Here is a 17,318-nt window from a genome sequence, read left to right on the forward strand (position 1 = left end):
CTCTACCAGGTGTCCAGGTAGCCGCGCTGCGACGGTGTGACGCTGTGCTGGCTCCCGAGAGCGTCGACGACCCAACGTCGGGTGTCGGCCGGGTCGATGACATCGTCGAGCTCAAAGGCCTGAGCCGCATTGGTGGCTCTGCCCTGCTCGTAGGCGGCAGCGACAAGCTCCTCGAACAGCTGCTGCCGGGCAGTCTCGTCGACCGCGGCCTCCAGCTCACGGCGATAGCCGAGACGCACCGCGCCTTCGAGGCCCATCCCGCCGATCTCGCCGGTCGGCCAGGCGATTGTGGCGAGTGGGCTGTGGAAGCTGCCACCGGCCATCGCCTGGGCGCCGAGCCCGTAGCCCTTACGCACGACCACGGTGACAAGTGGTACCTGCAGGTGCGCTCCAGCGACAAAGAGTCGAGCGAAATGACGCACCGTCGCGGTCCGTTCGGCATCCGGGCCCACCATGAAACCGGGAGTGTCGCAGAGCGACACGAGCGGCAGTCCGTGCGCGTTGCAGAGGAGGATGAAGCGGGCGAGCTTGTCGGCGGCGTCGGCGTCGATCGCCCCGCCGAGGTGCATCGGGTTGTTCGCGATGATGCCGACCGATCGGCCTTCCAGTCGGGCGAGTGCCGTCACGGCGCCCATTCCGAAGCCGGCGCGCAGCTCCAGGACCGAGTCCGTGTCGGCGACGAGGTCGACAAGTCTGCTCACGTCATACGGTCGACGCCGGTTCTCGGGCACGATGTGCCGCAGCTCGCGGGGGTCGCCGGCCTGCCAGGATGATCGACTCCCTTGGAAGTAGGACAGGTAACGCTTGGCGACGTCGACTGCCTGGGCTTCGTCGTCGACCAGCGCGTCGATGACCCCCGACGACTGCTGCACGTCACTCGGACCGATGTCCTCCGGGCGGAACACCCCGAGGCCGCCGCCCTCGATCATGGCCGGACCGCCCATGCCGATGTTGGCGTCCCGTGTCGCGATGACGACGTCGCAGCATCCGAGCAACGCGGCGTTGCCGGCGAAGCATCTGCCGGACGCGATGCCGATGGTAGGCACCTGGCCGGCCAATCGGCCCATCTTGGCGAAGGTCTCGACATCGAGAGCGGAGACCGCCGTGGTGTCGGTGTCTCCGGGGCGCCCGCCGCCGCCTTCTGCAAAGAGCACCACGGGGATGCCCCGCCGGTGCGCGAGATCGAGCATTCGATCCGTCTTGCGATGGCTCAGATAGCCCTGCGTGCCCGCGAGCACCGTGTAGTCGTAGGCAAGGACCGCGCAGGCGGCTGCCCGGTCACCGAACGTCTGGGCGCCGATCATGCCTATTCCGGTGACAATGCCGTCGGCCGGTGTGCGCTCGACGAGGTCGTCGACAGATCGCCGGAGGCGCTGTGCGGCGATCGTCAGCGCGCCGTACTCGTGGAAGCTGTCGTCATCGAGCAGGTCCGAGATGTTCTCCCGCGCGGTTCGGTGTCCGAAGCGATGTCGCTTCTCGACCGCCTCGGGGCGCGCCTCGTCGAGTGTCGGGCGGTGGCGGTCACGGACGTGCTGCAGGTCCGGGCGGACCCGGTCGAGGTCGATGACCTCGTCGGTGGCGGCGCCGAGGTCTGCGGTCTGGTCGACCTTGAGCCCGACCAGGAGTCGGCCGACCTCGACGCTGTCACCGGGCTCGACGGCCACCCGATGGACCACGCCGCCGGCCACGGCTGTGACGGGGTGCTCCATCTTCATCGCCTCGAGCACCAGGAGCTCCTGGCCCGGGGCCACCAGGTCTCCCGGTGCCACGCCTACCGACACCACCGTGGCCGGCAGGTGGGCATGGAGGAGCGCAGGGTCCGAGTCACCCGAGCTCACCGGGCCATCGGCATCGGCGGCCTGCCGCGACGCGCCGAGGATCTCGGCCAGGTGTTCTTCGACGAACGTCGTCGTTGCGTGCCCGGCCGCCACCTCGGGTCGAGCCAGGATCGCCTGCACCAGTGCGATGCTGGTCTCCACACCCTCGAGGGCAGCCTCGTCGAGCGCCCGCCACGAGTGCGCGAGCGCGGCCGCGAGGTCCGACCCGGGGTCGTGGGTGATCACTTTGGCAAGGAGGGAGTCGAACGCCCCGGTCACCCTCGTGCCGCGCACAAGCGCGGCGTCGACCCGAGTGCCAGGACCCGTCGGCGGGACCCACTCGGTGACCTCACCGACCGTCGGCACGACGTCGCCATCGTCTTGAACATGAACGGCACTGATGCGGGACTGTACGGCAATACCGCGTTGCTCGACCGGGTCGCTCAGCCCGAGATCGCGCAGGGACCGCCCGTCCGCGACCCTCAGCTGGAGAGCCACGAGATCGAGGCCGGTGACCTCTTCGGTGACCGTATGTTCCACCTGAACACGGGGGTTGGCCTCAAGGAACGCGAATCGATCTCTGGTCACGAGGAACTCGAAAGTCCCCAGCCCTGCGTATCCGACATCTGCCGCGATGCGCGTCGCGGCCTCAGCGAGCGCTCGACGAGTTTCCGAGGGAACCGTGAGCGCGGGCGCGATCTCGATGACCTTCTGGCGGCGGATCTGGATCGAGCAGTCACGGTCACCGACCGCGAGGACCGCCGACCCGTCTCCAATGACCTGCACCTCGATGTGCCGAGCGTGCGGGAGGTACTCCTCCACGTAGACCCGGTCGTCACCGAATGCGCGCTGCGCCTCGGACGCCGCGCGTCGCAGCGCTCTAGCCAGCCCCTCGGGCCTTGTGACCATGCGAATGCCGCGGCCGCCACCTCCGGCAACGGCCTTGACCACCACGGACCCCTCGGGCCCAAGGCCGGCCATCAACGACTGGGCCGCCTCCACCTCGCCGGTCGCGGCTCCGAGCACGGGGACCCCAAGACGTTCCGCCAGCGCGCGTGCCTCGGTCTTGTCGCCCAGCGTCCGCAGGGCGGTGATGCTGGGCCCGACGAAGGTGATCCCGGCGTCGGCGCACGCCTGCGCCAGCGCGGGCGACTCGCTCAGGAACCCGTAGCCCGGATGCAGCGCGTCGGCGCCGGCCCGCTGCGCCGCGGCGACGATCCCGGCGACGTCCAGGTAGGCAGTGGCACCGGATCCGGAAAGGTCGACGACCGTGTCGGCGAATCGGATGTGAGGCACTTCGAACTCATCGCGGGTCCGCACGGCCACCGTCGGGATGCGCAGCGAGGCCGCGGCACGGCATACCCGGATCGCGATCTCGCCGCGGTTCGCCACCAGGAGACGGTCCACGCAACCTCCTTCAGGGCAGCACCGGCGCGCGACCGGCCGGCGCTTCGAAGTGTTGTTGACATTGACGTCAATGTCAACAGACTGGGCGTATGACGTCTCAGGGCTGGTCGGTGCGCAGCAAGTTGGACCGCGAGGGCAGCCCGACGCATGCTGCGCTGGTCGGTGCGGCGCGTCGGTGCTTCGAGCAGAAGGGGTTCGGACCGACCACGATCGCCGATATCGCGAAGGCGGCCCAGGTCGGTCGCGCGACGTTCTATGTCTATTTCGCGACCAAGGACGAGATCTTCTCCGTGCTCGCCCAGCAACTGCACGACGACCTGGTCGCCAGCCAGGACCCGCCCGGCTTCGACCTCTCGGATCCGGTCGCCACGGCTCGCGCGTCCATCGGCGCGTATCTGGACGCCTACACCAGAAACCTCCGACTGATCAGCGTGCTCCAGCACCAGTCCCTCGCCGACCAACAGATGTCCCGGCTGTGGGAGCAGGTCCAGGACCACCCGCTGCACCGGAGTGCGCGGTTCGCGCGGCGTCTGGCCGACCAGGGACTGGCGCAGCCCGCGGCCGCCCCGGAGGCGATCGCCCGCGCCGCCGGCGGTATGGTCTCCGCCTTCGCGTCCCACGTCGTCGATCATCCGCAGGACGCCGAGCGGGCCAAGGATGAGCTCGGCGAGATGTTCATCCGGCTGCTCGGCCTGGGGTGACACGACCGCGGATGTGACGCTCCCCTGCCCGGCCACTACGCTGTCCAGGCACCGCCCGGAGGCCGACAGCGTCCCTCGCGGCGGGGGCCCTTAGCTCAATTGGCAGAGCTGCGGACTTTTAATCCGTAGGTTGTGGGTTCGAGTCCCACAGGGCCCACCGAGGTGGCCCGCGAAGAACATACCGGCCCGGCCGGTTCCAGCAACAGGACTCGACCGTTCCGCGGACCGAGATTGCGCGGGTTCCGGCGGGTTGCGCGCGTCGATTCCTGTTCGTGGGGCCGCCCGCTCCGCCTACCGGCTGCCTTCGTTCACTTCGGCGGGTGCGAAGTCCGCATCGACCGCCTGTTGCCAGAACGCCGTCTCGAGCCGGGTGGCCGTGCCGAACACCGTGCTGAGCTCGTCGAGGCGCCGCCCGGTCACCAACTCACCGGCCAGGATGTCGAGCCGTTCGATGGCAGCCGCTGCGGTCGCCTGGTACTCATCGCTCGCATACTCCGCAATCCACTCGCAGTAGGGGTGCGCGTCGCCGCGGCTCAGCTCCGGGGCGAGGTGCCGCCCGATCTCTGCATACCCGATCACGCAAGGCGCCAGCGCGACGAACAGGTCGAGGAGGTCGCCCGCCATACCGTTGTCGAGCACGTATCTGGTGTAGGCGACGGTGGCCTGCTTCTCGAGCGCGGCGTCGAGCTCGGCGCGGGCGATCCCCCATCGTTCGGTGAGCCGGAGGTGGAGATCGGTCTCGGCGAGGATCGCGCCGAGCGCATCGTGCGCCTGCCGAAGGTCGATGAGTCGGCGACTCTTGTATGCGGCGAGCCCGTTGGCTCGGGCGAACTGGATGAGGAACAGGTAGTCCTGCACGAGGTAGTCCTGGAATGCCGGCATCGGCAGAGTCCCGGCACCGAGCCGGCTCACGAATTCATGCCGCGTGTAGGCCTTCCAGTCGGCCTCGCATCCGGCCTTCAGGGATGCGAAGAGGGTCATCACCTCGCACCACCGACGGGATGGTCGTAGGCCTGGTCGAAGAAGGCGAGCTCGAGCTCCACGGCCCGCTGGAAGTAGCCGGCCGTCAGGTCGCCGTGCTCCGACCCGAGTCGGTCCAGCTCACGTCGGAGGAACGCAACGAACTCGGCGAAACCCGGATTGTCGTGCAGTGCGATCCACTCCGCATGCACGAAACCTCGTGCCCGCGACGGGGCACGACGGGCCCAGTCGAGGTAGAGCCACTCGGTGACGACGAGCACCGCGAGCGCGCCCGCGTAGTCCCGCGACTCGGCCGCGTCACGGAACAGGTCCTTGAACCCTGAGGTCGCCGGCGTATCCGGTGTGCGCTCGTCGATCTGGTCGGTCACGCCGAGCGCGGCGAAGGATCGCTCGAAATACGTGTTCTCGTCACCGGCGACCTCACCGGCGAACCTCGCCAGGATCAGTCTCGCCTCGAAGGTGTCGGCCGTCGCGACCGCCGACCCGAGTAGGGCCAGAAAGCTGTCGAGGAATCGATGGTCCTGGATCAGGTATCCGGCCATCACCGCATCGGTGATGCTGCCGTCGAGCAGCTCCTCGACAAGGCGGTGCTGCACTGCCGCCGACCAGGTGGTCTCGTTGTCCAGTCGCAGCGACTCGGTGAACGTGCGTGTCATGAAGGACATCCCTCCGCGAGTATGAGCTCGATCAGGTTCTCCGGGTGTCTTCTCAGCCCTGTGGGGCACCCCGTGTCACAGGCGAGCCTACCGGTCGACGAAAGCCGGCCTGCCTCAGCTCTTTCGCGGCGGCCGCAGCGCCACCGGCAGTGTCGCGATCGAAAGGACGGCGATCACCAGCAGCGCCGTGCTGAACGACGATCTCAGCGCCAGCATCCCGACGACCACCGATCCCAGGCCGGTCCCCGCATCGAACCCGACGTTCCAGATGGCGCTGGCCAGATTGTGGTGCGGACGGCTGACGGCGTTGAAGGCGGCCACGAGCGTGAAGTTCTGCAATGCCCCATAGGCCAGCCCCACGATCACCATCGCCACGAGGAAAACTGCCACGTTCGTCGCGTCACCGTCACGCACGGCGTACGCCGTGAGGACCATCCCGACACAGGTCAGGACGACCAGTGGCCAGATGAACGGCTCCGGACCGTGCCGATCGGCCACGACCCCGGCGCGCCACCGGATCGCGGCGGCAACCAGCCCCATGACAAACAGCCCCGCGGTGGTCAACCACGCGCTGCTCACCATCTGCGCGGCGAAGGTGATCACCGCACCGCCCGCAAGGGTCACGGCCAGCAGGAGCACCATCGGCCGCACCAGCCGGCGGTATGCCGTGCCCTCCGACTCGACCACGGGCGAGGCCTCGGCGGGGCCGTCCTCCAGATGCAGCAGGTCGAGCGCGTCCCCGTGGATGACTCGAGCAAGCCGGATCCCGGCGGGGATCCCGATGATCGGCATCCCGCTGATCGCAAAGATCACCCAGAACCCCGCATGGTCGGCGATCCAGGGCCCCAGCGGGAGCAGGACGAGATTGGGCAGCGCGATCGCCAGACCGTACGTCCCGATCGCCTCGCCCCGTCGGGCCGGTTCGACGAGCTTGGCCACCGCCGCGCTGCCGGTCACCGTGAGCACACCGAACCCGACGCCGCGGACCGCCGACAGGGCGAGCACCGGCCCGAGCGCATCGCTCACGGCATACGCCAGCGATGGCACACCGAGCAGGAACAGGCCGCCCGCGACGACGGGACCCCAACCGAGTCGACGCAACGCAGCTGGGACGAACATCTGAGTGATCACGGTGAACAGCAGCAGGACGCCGTTGACCAGGCCGGCACCCGCCTCGTTGGCTCCCCCGTGGACCGCCCACATCGGACCAACCGGCAGCAGGACCGCGTAGCCCGAGAAACCGGCGAACGTCATCACCGCCAGGGGCGTCATCCCTGGCACCTGCCAGATCGACGGCCCGCCGGGCGGGTCCTTCCGCGGCGACGCACTCCTCACTGGCGCGACGGTACATCGCTGCTCGGTCTCGGCGGCGGTCACGCCCGGCAGCGCGAGGGGACGGCGCTCACCCCAGTGGCCGACGTGGGCGCCGCCTGGGCCTATCAGCCGGGAACGGCCATCTCGCCCAGCAGAGACCAGTCGTCCTGGCCGATGTTCGTGTTGATGACTCGGGGGGTCTTCTCCAGGTGCTGCGGGAGCCACTCCTGAGCGCGCTTGAAGTGGTCGGACTGCACGTGCACGGTGCCCGCGTCCTCATCCTTGAATGCCTCGACCAGCGTGTACTCGTTCGGGTCGTCCAGGCTGCGCGACCAGTCGAACCACAGGTTGCCCGGCTCACTCCGCACAGCGTCCGTGAATCTCTTGCTGATCTCCGGCCACTCATCTGCGTGCGCAGGCAGGACCTGGAACTTCGCCACGATGAAGATCATGTGCAGTCCTTTCGACATGGGGCAACGGGACGGTCACCTACCCATAGCGTAGGGCGCCTCGACCACCGTGCCCACAGGCTCCCACACCGCGGGATCTACTGACGGGTTAGCGTGGTGTCTGGACAAGTCTCACTCGACAAGGGAGTGCCATGGAGCGCAGGCTCAGCGAAGAGGATGCGGCATTTCGACAGCAGATGCGCGACTTCTTCACGAAAACGTTTCCGCAGGACATCCGGGACCGATGGCACGCCGGCGGCGAGGTCGGGCCGGACGACATCCGCGCCAGCCAGCGCATCCTCAACGAAGCCGGCCTTGCGGTCCCCCACTGGCCGACTGAGTACGGCGGCAAGGACTGGACCACGCTGCAGCGGCACATCTACCTGCACGAGATGCAGACCGCCTCCGTGCCGCCGCCGCTGGCCTTCAACGCCAACATGGTCGGACCGGTGATCGCGGCGTTCGGGTCCAAGGAGCTGAAGGACCGCTTCCTGCCGGCGACGGCGAACCTGGATATCTGGTGGTGCCAGGGATTCTCCGAACCCGATGCGGGCTCCGATCTGGCCTCGCTGCGCACCACCGCCACCCGCGACGGTGACGAGTGGGTGGTCAACGGGCAGAAGACCTGGACCACGCTCGGCCAACACGCCGACTGGATCTTTGCGCTGGTGCGGACGAACCCCGACGCGCCGAAGAAGCAGCTGGGCATCTCGTTCCTGCTCATCGACATGTCGACGCCCGGAGTCACCGTCCGGCCGATCCAGCTGATCGACGGCGGGCACGAGGTGAACGAGGTCTTCTTCGACAACGTCCGGGTGCCTGCAGCCCAGCTGGTCGGCGAGGTCGACCAAGGCTGGAGCTACGCGAAGTTCCTCCTCGGCAACGAGCGGGTCGGCGTCGCGCCGGTCGGCTCGATCAAGCGAAAGCTTGCCGACGCGAAGACGTTCGCTGCCACCGTTCGATCCGGGGACGGCACCCTGCTCGACGACCCGCTGCTGTCTGCCCGGATCGCCGAGCTGGAGTGCGAGGTCATGGCGCTCGAGCTCACCGCCATTCGCGTCGCGGGTGGCTCGACAGAGGGCAAACCCGACCCGGCGTCATCCATCCTCAAGCTCCGGGGTTCCGAGCTGCAGCAGGACGTCCTCGAGCTCGTGGTCGACATCGCCGGGCCATCCGGGCTCCAGTGGAACCGCTACGACGGGACCGACCTGGAGTCGTGGACGCGCCGGGCCGCGCCGACCTATTTGAACTTCCGCAAGGCATCCATCTATGGAGGGTCCAACGAGGTGCAGCGTCAAGTCATCTCGTCCGGAATCCTCGGGCTGAGGGGCTGACATGGACTTCACGATGACCGATGAGCAGAAGGCACTCCGCTCCGCCGCTCGCGAGCTGGCCGCACGGCATGCACCCGAGCGTGGCGAGGGCGACGTGCCCGTCGGTCCGCACGACCATGATCCGAAGACCTGGACCGCGATGGCGGAGATGGGCGCCTTGGGACTGCCGTTCGCCGAGGACGTCGGCGGGTTCGGTGCCAGTCCCGTCGAGGTGTCCATCGTGGCCGCCGAGCTGGGCAGCGCCGGAGTGCAGACCGCGTATGCCGATGCGCTCGTGGCCGCGTCGCTGCTGGTCTCCAGCGGCAGCCAGTCGGGCCTGGTGGAGGCAGTGACCGATGGCAGCGCGCTGGTGCTGCCTGCTCTCACCGAACCGCAACGCGCCTGGTCCCAGACGTTTTCGTCAATGACCGCATCGCAGGTCGGCGACAAATGGGTCCTCAGCGGCACCAAGGAGCCAGTCCTGTGTGTCGGCTCCGCAACCCATCTGGTCGTGCCGGCACAGACGAACGACGGACTCGCCGTATTCCTCGTCGAGACACCCGTGGTCTCGGGTGCCCGCGTCGCCCTGGTCGAGACGCCGGCGACGCTGCTGCTCGACCCGAGCCGGACACCGGCCGCTCTGGCCGGCGCGGTCAACCTTGGCATCGTCACGCTGGCCGGAGAGGCACTCGGCGCGATGGACGCCGCGCTGTCGATGACGGTGGAGTACCTCAAGACCCGCAAGCAATTCGGCGTGCCACTGATGAAGTTCCAGACACTGACGCAGCGCGCCGCAGACATGTATGTGTCGCTGGAGCTGGCCCGCAGCACGGTGCTGTTTGCCGCGATGCAGTTGGCCGATCACCCGGACGACGCGGCGATCGCCTCACGCACGAAGGTCGTCGTCGGCCGGACGGGTCGGCATATCGGGCAGGAGGCGATCCAGCTGCACGGCGGCATCGGAATGACCGCGGAGTACTCGGTCGGTCATCTGACCGCCAGACTCACCGCGATCGAACGCACCTTCGGCGATCCCCGCCAGCACCTCGCCATACTGGCCGGGTCGGTGCGTGACCACGCCATGGTGGACGTCCTCAGCTGACCTCGCCACGAACCCTGGTCGACGGGTGCGGGGTTCGCTGTGCCCGCCACGGGTGCAGCGATAACGTGAGAGCACTGCATACACCGCTCGTGCAAGGAGATGCCGTGTCGCTCGAGAATGTCCTGGTCAGCCGGGAAGACGACTTCGCCACGATCACCATGAACCGGCCGAAGAGACGAAATGCGCTCTCCCGAGCCCACATGCTCGACCTGATCACCGCATTGAAGGAGGTCGGCGGTTCCGATGCTCGAGGCATCATCATGGCCGGCGCCGGACCGGTGTTCAGTGCCGGGCACGACTTCGCCGATGTGGCCGATGCGAGTCTGGACGAGGTCCGTGGTCTGCTCGACACCTGCACCGAGCTGATGAACCTGATCCAGGCAGTGCCGCAGCCGGTTGTCGCGCGCGTGCACTCCCTGGCGACCGCGGCCGGCGCGCAGATGGTCGCTTCGTGCGACCTGGCGGTGGCGGCGCAGTCGGCCGGATTCGCGGCGCCCGGCGGCAAGGGCGGATGGTTCTGCCACACGCCCATGGTGGCGATCGCCCGCAATATCGGCCGCAAGCGGGCCGCGGAGATGGCCTACACCGGCGACATCATCTCGGCGCAGCAGGCCCTCGACTGGGGCCTGGTCAACCGCGTGGTTCCCGACGACGAGCTCGACTCTGCCGTGCACGACCTGCTCACCCGCGCGACGCGGGGAAGCAGTGGCTCGAAGTCACTGGGGAAGACCACGCTCTACGCTCAGCAGTCCCTTGGCCAGGACGAGGCGTACGAGCTGGCGGTGCGCGTCATGGCGGAGTCGTCGCAGACGCCGGCCGCCCGTGAGGGCATGGCAGCCTTCCTCGGGAAGCGCCATCCCAGCTGGCCCGACTAAGGGATGGACAGCGCCCTGTCAGGTTTGTCCGACCACCGGAACCCAGCGCCGCAACCTCATCAGGGTTCCCGCTGCGTGGGCTCAGGCGCTGTCCAGTAACGCGCGACAGTCACGACGCGCGCATCTCGCCATTTCGGTCAGCCGTGTGGTTAGTGTGGTCGTCAGTAATGCGCGTTGTCCATACCGAGGAGGGATCCGCATGGATGCCAAGTGGTGGATCGTCATCATCATCGTCATCATCATCATCCTGCTGGGAGTGCTGCTGCCGCTGCTGAGCAAGAAGCGCAAGGAGGCGGGGCGGCTCAAAGCGGCGCAGCTGCGCAAGGAGGCTGAACCACAGAAGCACGCGGCCGCCCAGCAGGAAGCGCAGGCGGCCGAGGTCTCCAGCGCCGCGGATCAGGCCCGCGCAGAAGCCGACCGCAAGAATGCGCACGCGGCAAGCCTGGAGACCGAGTCGGAACGTCAGGCAGCGGAGGCCGAACGGCAACGCGCGTCATACAACGAGAGTCTTCGTGAGGCCGACAAGGTCGACCCCGACGTGCCGACCGACCGCGAGGGGCGTCGCACCGACGCCTCGGCCGACTCACCCGGTGCATCACCCGCCGGTGAGCCTGCGACCGAAGACCGGAGCACCGTCGAGCGACACAGCGATCACTCGGTTGCCGACTCGCAGGTGAGCGGCAACCAGCCAGCGGCGGGCCAGCAGGGAACTCCCGGCGAACCCGCACCAGCACCAGCACCAGCCGGGCAGCACGGAACCGCCGACCCCTACGGCAACACCTACCAGCCCACCGACGGCCAGCAGGGCGCCGGCCAGCAGGGCACCGCCGACCCCTACGGCAACACCTACCAGCCGACCGACGGCCAGCAGGGCACGCCGGGTGACCAGCCGGCTGCGCGCGAGCCGTATGACGCTGAGGCGCCTTCGGCCGGTCGGCACGCGGCTCATGCTGCCGACCCGGCCGATGCTGAGGACCCTGCCGACGCGTCGTGGGCCGATCGGCTGAAGTCCGAGGGCAAGGGCTTCAAAGACCGGTTCAACAAGCACTGACAATCGGGTATGCGGCCGGTCACGACACCCCGTGACCGGCCGCATCTGTCTGCGCGGAGCCGAATCCGGCGAGTCACCGACCGCGCTCCATGCGACCACGGTCACCATGCACCGACCGGCGGGGTCGCGCACCATCGGCACGCCGACCATGCATCATGGGACCATGACCCGACCAGTCACCGGCACCTACCGCCTTCAGCTGCATGCCGGGTTCACCTTTGCCGATGCCGCCGCACAGGTGCCATACCTTGAGCATCTCGGCATCTCACACCTCTACCTCTCACCCGTGCTGCAGGCCGCCCCCGGCTCCATGCATGGGTATGACGTGGTGGACCACGGTCGGATCAGTGAGGACCTGGGCGGCCTGGACGGGTTCGAACACCTCGTGGAGACCGCTCACCGGCACGACCTCGGCGTGGTGGTCGACGTGGTCCCCAACCACATGGCGTTTGTCGCCCCCGAGCACCTCAACGCGCAGGTCTGGGAGCTGCTGCGGGACGGCAGAGACGCCACCTCCGCCGAGTGGTTCGACATCGACTGGAAGGCCGGTGGCGGTCGGATCGGCCTCCCGGTGCTGGGCAAGCCAGTCGGCGAGGCGATCGCCGACGGCGAGATCCGCCGCGATCTGCTTGGTGGTGAACCGATCCTGCGCTACTTCGACCACGAGTGGCCGCTGGCGCTCGGGTCCGAACATGTCGATGACATCGAAGACCTGCTGCAGCGTCAGCACTACCGGCTCGCCTCCTGGCGAGACAAGGATGAGGTGCTCAACTACCGCCGCTTCTTCGAGGTCGACGAGCTCATCGCCGTGCGTGTCGAGATCGAAGAGGTCTTCGACGCGACCCACGCATTGCTGCTCGATCTGAACCACCGCGGCCTCATCGACGGCTTCCGCATCGACCACCCCGACGGCCTGGCCGATCCCGCGGGATATCTCGCTCGGTTGCGGAACGCCTGCTCGCGCGGCACACCGGTCTGGGTGGAGAAGATCCTCGAGCACGGGGAGCGCCTGCCGTCGTCCTGGGACTGCTCCGGGACCACCGGCTACGACGCACTGCAGGCGATCCAGAGTGCCTTGGTGGACCCGGACGACGCGCAGGTGATCGACGTCGCCTGGCAGGCCTGCGGCGGCGAACCGTCCTACGATCAGGCGGTCAACGCGGCGAAGCGTCAGGTGGTCGCATCGGCACTCGGGCCCGAGGTGGATCGGCTCACTCGCCGCGCACGCGAGTCTCTGCCGATCCTCGACCCGGAACGGCTGCGAGCCGCCGTCGTCGAGCTGCTGGTTGCGGGCGAGGTCTACCGGGCGTACGTGCAGCCCGATGAACGCATCGGGCGCGCGGCCGGTGAGCGGTTGCGGGTCGCCTTCGCCGAGGCGGTGAAGGCCCGCCCAGACCTCCACGCCGAGCTCGACGCGCTCATCCCCCTGTCCGTCCTGGCGGACGACGACGAGTCGGCCACCGACTTCGGGATCAGGTTGCAGCAGACCTGGGGACCGGTCATGGCAAAGGGTGTCGAGGACACCACGTTCTACCGATGGCATCGCCTGACCGCGCTCAATGAGGTAGGCAGTGACCCGTCCGACCTTGCCGGGTCCTCGCCCGCCAGCCTGCATCAGTGGGCATCGTGGAACCTCGAGCACTGGCCCGACACCATGACGGCGCTGTCGACCCATGACACCAAGCGCGGTGAGGACGTGCGGGCGCGCATCCTTGCGGTGGCCGGGGACCCGGACTGCTGGCGGCAGCTGTCGAGCGCAGCCCTGAAGGCCGGCCAGGATGCCGGCATCGACGGACCGACCGCGCACCTGGTCTGGCAGACCCTGCTTGGCGTCGGCGACATCTCCGATACGCGCCTCGAGGAATACCTCGAGAAGGCTTTGCGCGAGGCCAAGCAGCACACGGCCTGGGTGGACGGCGACCCGGACTATGAGCAGCAGGTCATCGACTTCGCGCGCGAGACGGCGTCCCGAGGCGCTCTGCACGACCTGCTGGTCGATGCAACGGAACGCAACAGCCCAGCCATACGCGCAACTGTCCTCGGGGCCAAACTGATTCAGCTCACCATGCCCGGCGTCCCCGACACTTATCAGGGCTCGGAGGTCCTCAACCAGGCCCTCGTCGACCCGGACAACCGACGCCCCGTCGACTATGCACGTCTGAGCGCCCTGCTGGCCTCGCCGATCGAAGAGTCGCTCGACGCGGAGAAGCTGCGAGTCACAGCTGCCGCCCTTCACCTTCGGCGCAGACGTCCGGACGCGTTCGATGGCCGCTCGAGCTACACGCCCCTTCCATCCCACAGCGAGCATGCACTGGGCTTCATCCGATCCAGCGAACCCGGCCGAATTGCCGCGGCACTGGGCCGAGGCGACCCCATTTCGGTGGCAACCATAGTGACCCGGGCGCCGGCCAGGCTCGTTCACTCGGGCGGCTGGCAGGACCGAGCCGTCGAGCTCGACGCCGGCGTGTGGACCGATCTCCTCACCGGGCGTGTGCACCACAGCACCGGGCTGCTGCTATGCGCCGACATCTTCGCCGACCTTCCCGTCGCCCTGCTGGAGCAGACCTCATGACCCCATTCCGCGTCTGGGCACCGCGTGCCGAGTCCGTCAGTCTCGAGGTCGGGTCCGACTCGCACGACATGCGGTCGGCGTCGCAGGGGTGGTGGGTTGCCCCGGTTCACGCCGCTGCCGGTGACCGCTATGCCTACCGGCTCGACGGTGGCGATGAGCGCCCCGACCCGCGCTCGCTGTCGCAGCCCGACGGCCCGCACGACCGCTCCGCGGTCGTCGATCTGGCGGCGCATCACTGGACCGACGGATCCTGGGCCGGTGCACCACTGCAGGATGCCGTCATCTACGAGCTGCACCTGGGCACCTTCACCCCGGACGGCACCTGCGACGCTGCGATCGAACGGCTCGACCACCTGTTTCAGCTCGGCATCACCATGGTCGAGCTGATGCCGGTGGCGGCATTCCCGGGCGACCGAGGCTGGGGATACGACGGCGTCAATCCGTATGCCGTGCACGCTGCGTATGGTGGCGCGGCCGCGCTCCAACGACTCGTCGATGCGTGCCACCGCAAGGGAATCGGCGTGTGCCTCGACGTCGTCTACAACCACCTCGGACCCAGCGGGAACTACCTGTCGGAGTTCGGGCCGTACTTCACCGACCGCTACAGCACCCCGTGGGGCTGGGCCGTGAACCTGGACGGTCCGCACAGTGACGAGGTGCGTGCCTACCTGATTGACAACGCACGCATGTGGTTTCGCGACTTTCACCTGGACGCGCTTCGGCTCGATGCCGTCCACGCACTCTTCGACGACCGCGCGACAACGATCCTCGAGGAGCTCGCTGTCGAGACGGACCGGCTGTCCGACGAGCTCGGTCGACCGCTTGCGCTGATCGCCGAGTCGGACCGCAACGACCCCGCAACCGTTACGCGTCGGGCGCCGAGCGGGCACGGCGGCCTGGGACTGCACGCCCAGTGGGCCGACGACGTGCACCACAGTCTGCACGTGCTACTCACCGGTGAGTCCCAGGGCTACTACGCGGACTTCGCTGCCGGCCCGTCGATCGTGAAGACGCTGTCGACGCCGTTCTTCCACGACGGCACCTGGTCCTCCTTCCGCCAACGTCACCACGGCCGAGCCATCAATCCAGCCACCACCAGAGGATGGCGCTTCGTGGCGTCTCTTCAGACTCACGACCAGGTGGGCAACCGAGCGAGTGGCGATCGGCTGAGCCAGCTGGTGTCCCCGGGCCGACTCGCTTGCGGCGCAGCGATTCTGCTGACGTCGCCCTACGTGCCCATGCTTTTCATGGGCGAGGAGTGGGGCGCGTCGACGCCGTGGCAGTACTTCACCGACCACCAGGACCCGGAGCTCGCGCGCGCCGTGTCACAGGGTCGTCGGGACGAATTCGCCACCCATGGCTGGGGCGATGACGTGCCCGATCCACAGGCACCGTCGACTCTTGCGCAGTCGCAGCTTCGCTGGGACGAGGTCGAGATTGGCACCCATCGCGAGCTGCTTGCCTGGTATCGCACGCTGATTCACTTGCGTCACAACGTGTCCGACCTGCGAGAGGGCACGCTCGGTGGCGCACCAGCCGACCTGTGCAATGGCCGGCTAACCGTTCGCCGTGGCCGATGGACGGTCGTGGCAAATCTCTCGAACGAGTCGTTCTCGCAGGCACTTGCCGCCGGCGACGCGGTGCACGCCGGGTGGAGCACCTACGAGGGGGCGAGCGTGGTGACCTTGCCGCCGGACAGCGTGATGGTCGTCGGGCCGCGTGACCTGGGTGCGACCGCGTGACCACCCCGTCCTGGGTCGCGGACTCCCTCTGGTGGCAGGTCTATCCACTCGGTGCGCTCGGCGCGGACACGACGGGACAGGATCGGGGCGCACGGCATACGCTCAGGGACCTGGCGGCCTGGCTCGACTATGCCGTTGAGCTCGGCACCAACGGCATTGCGCTCGGCCCGATCTTCCGCTCGATGACTCACGGCTATGACACGACCGACTACTTCACGATCGACGAACGACTCGGGACGCTGAGCGATTTCGATGCACTGATCGAGGAGTGCCACCGTCGTGGTCTGCGAGTGATGCTCGACGGAGTCTTCAACCACGTCGGCAAGGAACACCCGGCATTTCAGGAGGTCCTGACCCAGGGCTCACCTGCGAGTCGCTGTGACTGGTTCGACCTGACCTGGCCGACAGGTGACCAGCCTGGAGCGGTTCCGGCCTACCGAAGCTTCGAGGGGCATGACTCGTTGATCACGCTGAACCACGATGAGCCCGCTGTGCGTGACCTCGTCGTCGACGTGATGTGCCACTGGCTCGATCGTGGTGCCGATGCCTGGCGACTCGATGCTGCGTATGCCGTGCCGGTCGGCTTCTGGTCGCTGGTGCTCTCCCGTGTCCGCGAGCGCCATCCCGATGTCTACGTGATGGGCGAGGTGCTGCACGGTGACTACAGCGAGTTCGTGACGTCCTCCGGCGTGGATGCGGTGACACAGTATGAGCTGTGGAAGGCGATCTGGAGCAGCGTCAACGACCGCAACCTGTTCGAGCTCGACCATGCACTCGGCCGACACAACACCCTGGTGGAGTCGTTCCTGCCGTGGACGTTCGTCGGCAACCACGACGTGACCCGTCTCGCGACCCAGCTCACCCAACCTGAGCACCTGGCGCATGCGCTGGTCGTGCTCACCACGGTTGGCGGCACACCGGCGGTCTACTACGGCGACGAGCAGGCATTCGAGGGTCTGAAGGAGGAGCGGTTCGGTGGGGATGACGCCATCCGCCCGGCCCTGCCGGACAGGCCCGAGGAGCTGGCACCGGATGGATGGCCGGTCTATCGCCTGCATCAGGAGCTGATCGCGCTGCGTCGGCGGCACCGCTGGCTCACGTATGCAACTGTCGAGCAGCTGCACCTGACCAACGAGCAGCTCGTCTATCGCTCGGCATACGACGATAACTCGCTGGTCGTCGCACTCAGCCTCGCCGATGACGAGGTGACGGTGCCGACACCTGGCGGGACCCGACTACTCGCCGGGTCAGCCGACCTGGCGGGGGCCGGAGAAGGCGCGAGCGCCCACCTGCAGCCACACGGATGGGCCATCTTCGGCACCAACTGAGCCGGCCCGG

Annotated in this window: 13 protein-coding genes, 1 tRNA gene and 1 riboswitch; of the genes, 9 read left to right on the forward strand and 5 right to left on the reverse strand. The window is 68.0% G+C overall.

The genetic code is table 11. The features are described from left to right. Positions 1–2: 2 nt before the first annotated feature. Positions 3–3,224: an acetyl-CoA carboxylase family protein gene (locus tag FGL98_RS00550; protein WP_146314710.1), complete on the reverse strand. Its 3,222-nt coding sequence runs from the start codon at positions 3,222–3,224 to the stop codon at positions 3–5. Positions 3,225–3,313: 89 nt separating this feature from the next. Here FGL98_RS00550 and FGL98_RS00555 point away from each other — a divergent pair, with 89 nt between their 5' ends. After that, positions 3,314–3,925, forward strand: a complete 612-nt coding sequence (locus FGL98_RS00555) for a TetR/AcrR family transcriptional regulator (RefSeq protein WP_146314711.1) — start codon at positions 3,314–3,316, stop codon at positions 3,923–3,925. Positions 3,926–4,009: 84 nt separating this feature from the next. After that, positions 4,010–4,082 (forward strand) — tRNA-Lys (locus tag FGL98_RS00560). A gap of 134 nt (positions 4,083–4,216) precedes the next feature. On the opposite strand, the gene FGL98_RS00565 is transcribed toward FGL98_RS00560, so the two are convergent. The 4 genes from FGL98_RS00565 to FGL98_RS00580 form a co-directional block, all read right to left on the reverse strand. Next, the gene (locus tag FGL98_RS00565; RefSeq protein ID WP_146314712.1) at positions 4,217–4,906 is read right to left on the reverse strand and encodes a TenA family protein; all 690 of its coding nucleotides are present in this window, start codon (positions 4,904–4,906) and stop codon (positions 4,217–4,219) included. Continuing rightward, positions 4,906–5,562, reverse strand: coding sequence for a TenA family protein (locus FGL98_RS00570; RefSeq protein ID WP_146314713.1), 657 nt, complete (start codon positions 5,560–5,562; stop codon positions 4,906–4,908). Before FGL98_RS00570 ends, FGL98_RS00565 begins: the two co-directional genes overlap by 1 nt. Continuing rightward, positions 5,554–5,645, reverse strand: a riboswitch (TPP riboswitch). (Overlaps the previous gene by 9 nt.) Before the next feature lie 31 nt (positions 5,646–5,676). Then, on the reverse strand, positions 5,677–6,834 hold the full coding sequence (locus FGL98_RS00575) for an MFS transporter (RefSeq protein WP_146314714.1): 1,158 nt from the start codon (positions 6,832–6,834) through the stop codon (positions 5,677–5,679). Between the two features lie 167 nt (positions 6,835–7,001). Further along, positions 7,002–7,328, reverse strand: a complete 327-nt coding sequence (locus FGL98_RS00580; RefSeq protein WP_146314715.1) for a putative quinol monooxygenase — start codon at positions 7,326–7,328, stop codon at positions 7,002–7,004. A gap of 149 nt (positions 7,329–7,477) precedes the next feature. Between FGL98_RS00580 and FGL98_RS00585 the strand changes: the two genes are divergently transcribed. The 7 genes from FGL98_RS00585 to FGL98_RS00615 all read left to right on the forward strand — a co-directional run bounded on the left by FGL98_RS00585 (position 7,478) and on the right by FGL98_RS00615 (position 17,308). Beyond that, the gene (locus FGL98_RS00585; protein ID WP_146314716.1) at positions 7,478–8,659 is read left to right on the forward strand and encodes an acyl-CoA dehydrogenase family protein; all 1,182 of its coding nucleotides are present in this window, start codon (positions 7,478–7,480) and stop codon (positions 8,657–8,659) included. A 13-nt stretch (positions 8,660–8,672) separates the two neighbouring features. Next, positions 8,673–9,740 carry an acyl-CoA dehydrogenase family protein gene (locus tag FGL98_RS00590; RefSeq protein WP_222431937.1) on the forward strand — a complete coding sequence of 356 codons (1,068 nt, stop codon included), beginning with the start codon at positions 8,673–8,675 and terminating at the stop codon, positions 9,738–9,740. A gap of 104 nt (positions 9,741–9,844) precedes the next feature. After that, positions 9,845–10,615, forward strand: a complete 771-nt coding sequence (locus tag FGL98_RS00595) for an enoyl-CoA hydratase-related protein (RefSeq protein ID WP_246136295.1) — start codon at positions 9,845–9,847, stop codon at positions 10,613–10,615. 199 nt (positions 10,616–10,814) lie between these two features. Beyond that, positions 10,815–11,666 (forward strand): hypothetical protein, encoded by an 852-nt coding sequence (locus FGL98_RS00600; protein WP_146314718.1) that lies wholly within the window; start codon positions 10,815–10,817, stop codon positions 11,664–11,666. 163 nt (positions 11,667–11,829) lie between these two features. Further along, complete coding sequence (treY, locus tag FGL98_RS00605) at positions 11,830–14,238, forward strand: malto-oligosyltrehalose synthase (protein WP_146314719.1); 2,409 nt, start codon at positions 11,830–11,832, stop codon at positions 14,236–14,238. Then, positions 14,235–15,980: a malto-oligosyltrehalose trehalohydrolase gene (treZ, locus tag FGL98_RS00610; protein ID WP_146314720.1), complete on the forward strand. Its 1,746-nt coding sequence runs from the start codon at positions 14,235–14,237 to the stop codon at positions 15,978–15,980. Before treY ends, treZ begins: the two co-directional genes overlap by 4 nt. Continuing rightward, positions 15,977–17,308, forward strand: coding sequence for an alpha-amylase family glycosyl hydrolase (locus FGL98_RS00615; protein ID WP_146314721.1), 1,332 nt, complete (start codon positions 15,977–15,979; stop codon positions 17,306–17,308). The genes treZ and FGL98_RS00615 overlap by 4 nt, the downstream gene beginning before the upstream one ends. Positions 17,309–17,318: the final 10 nt, after the last annotated feature.

This window comes from Leekyejoonella antrihumi, assembly GCF_007845645.1.
Classification (GTDB): Bacteria; Actinomycetota; Actinomycetes; order Actinomycetales; family Dermatophilaceae; genus Leekyejoonella; species Leekyejoonella antrihumi.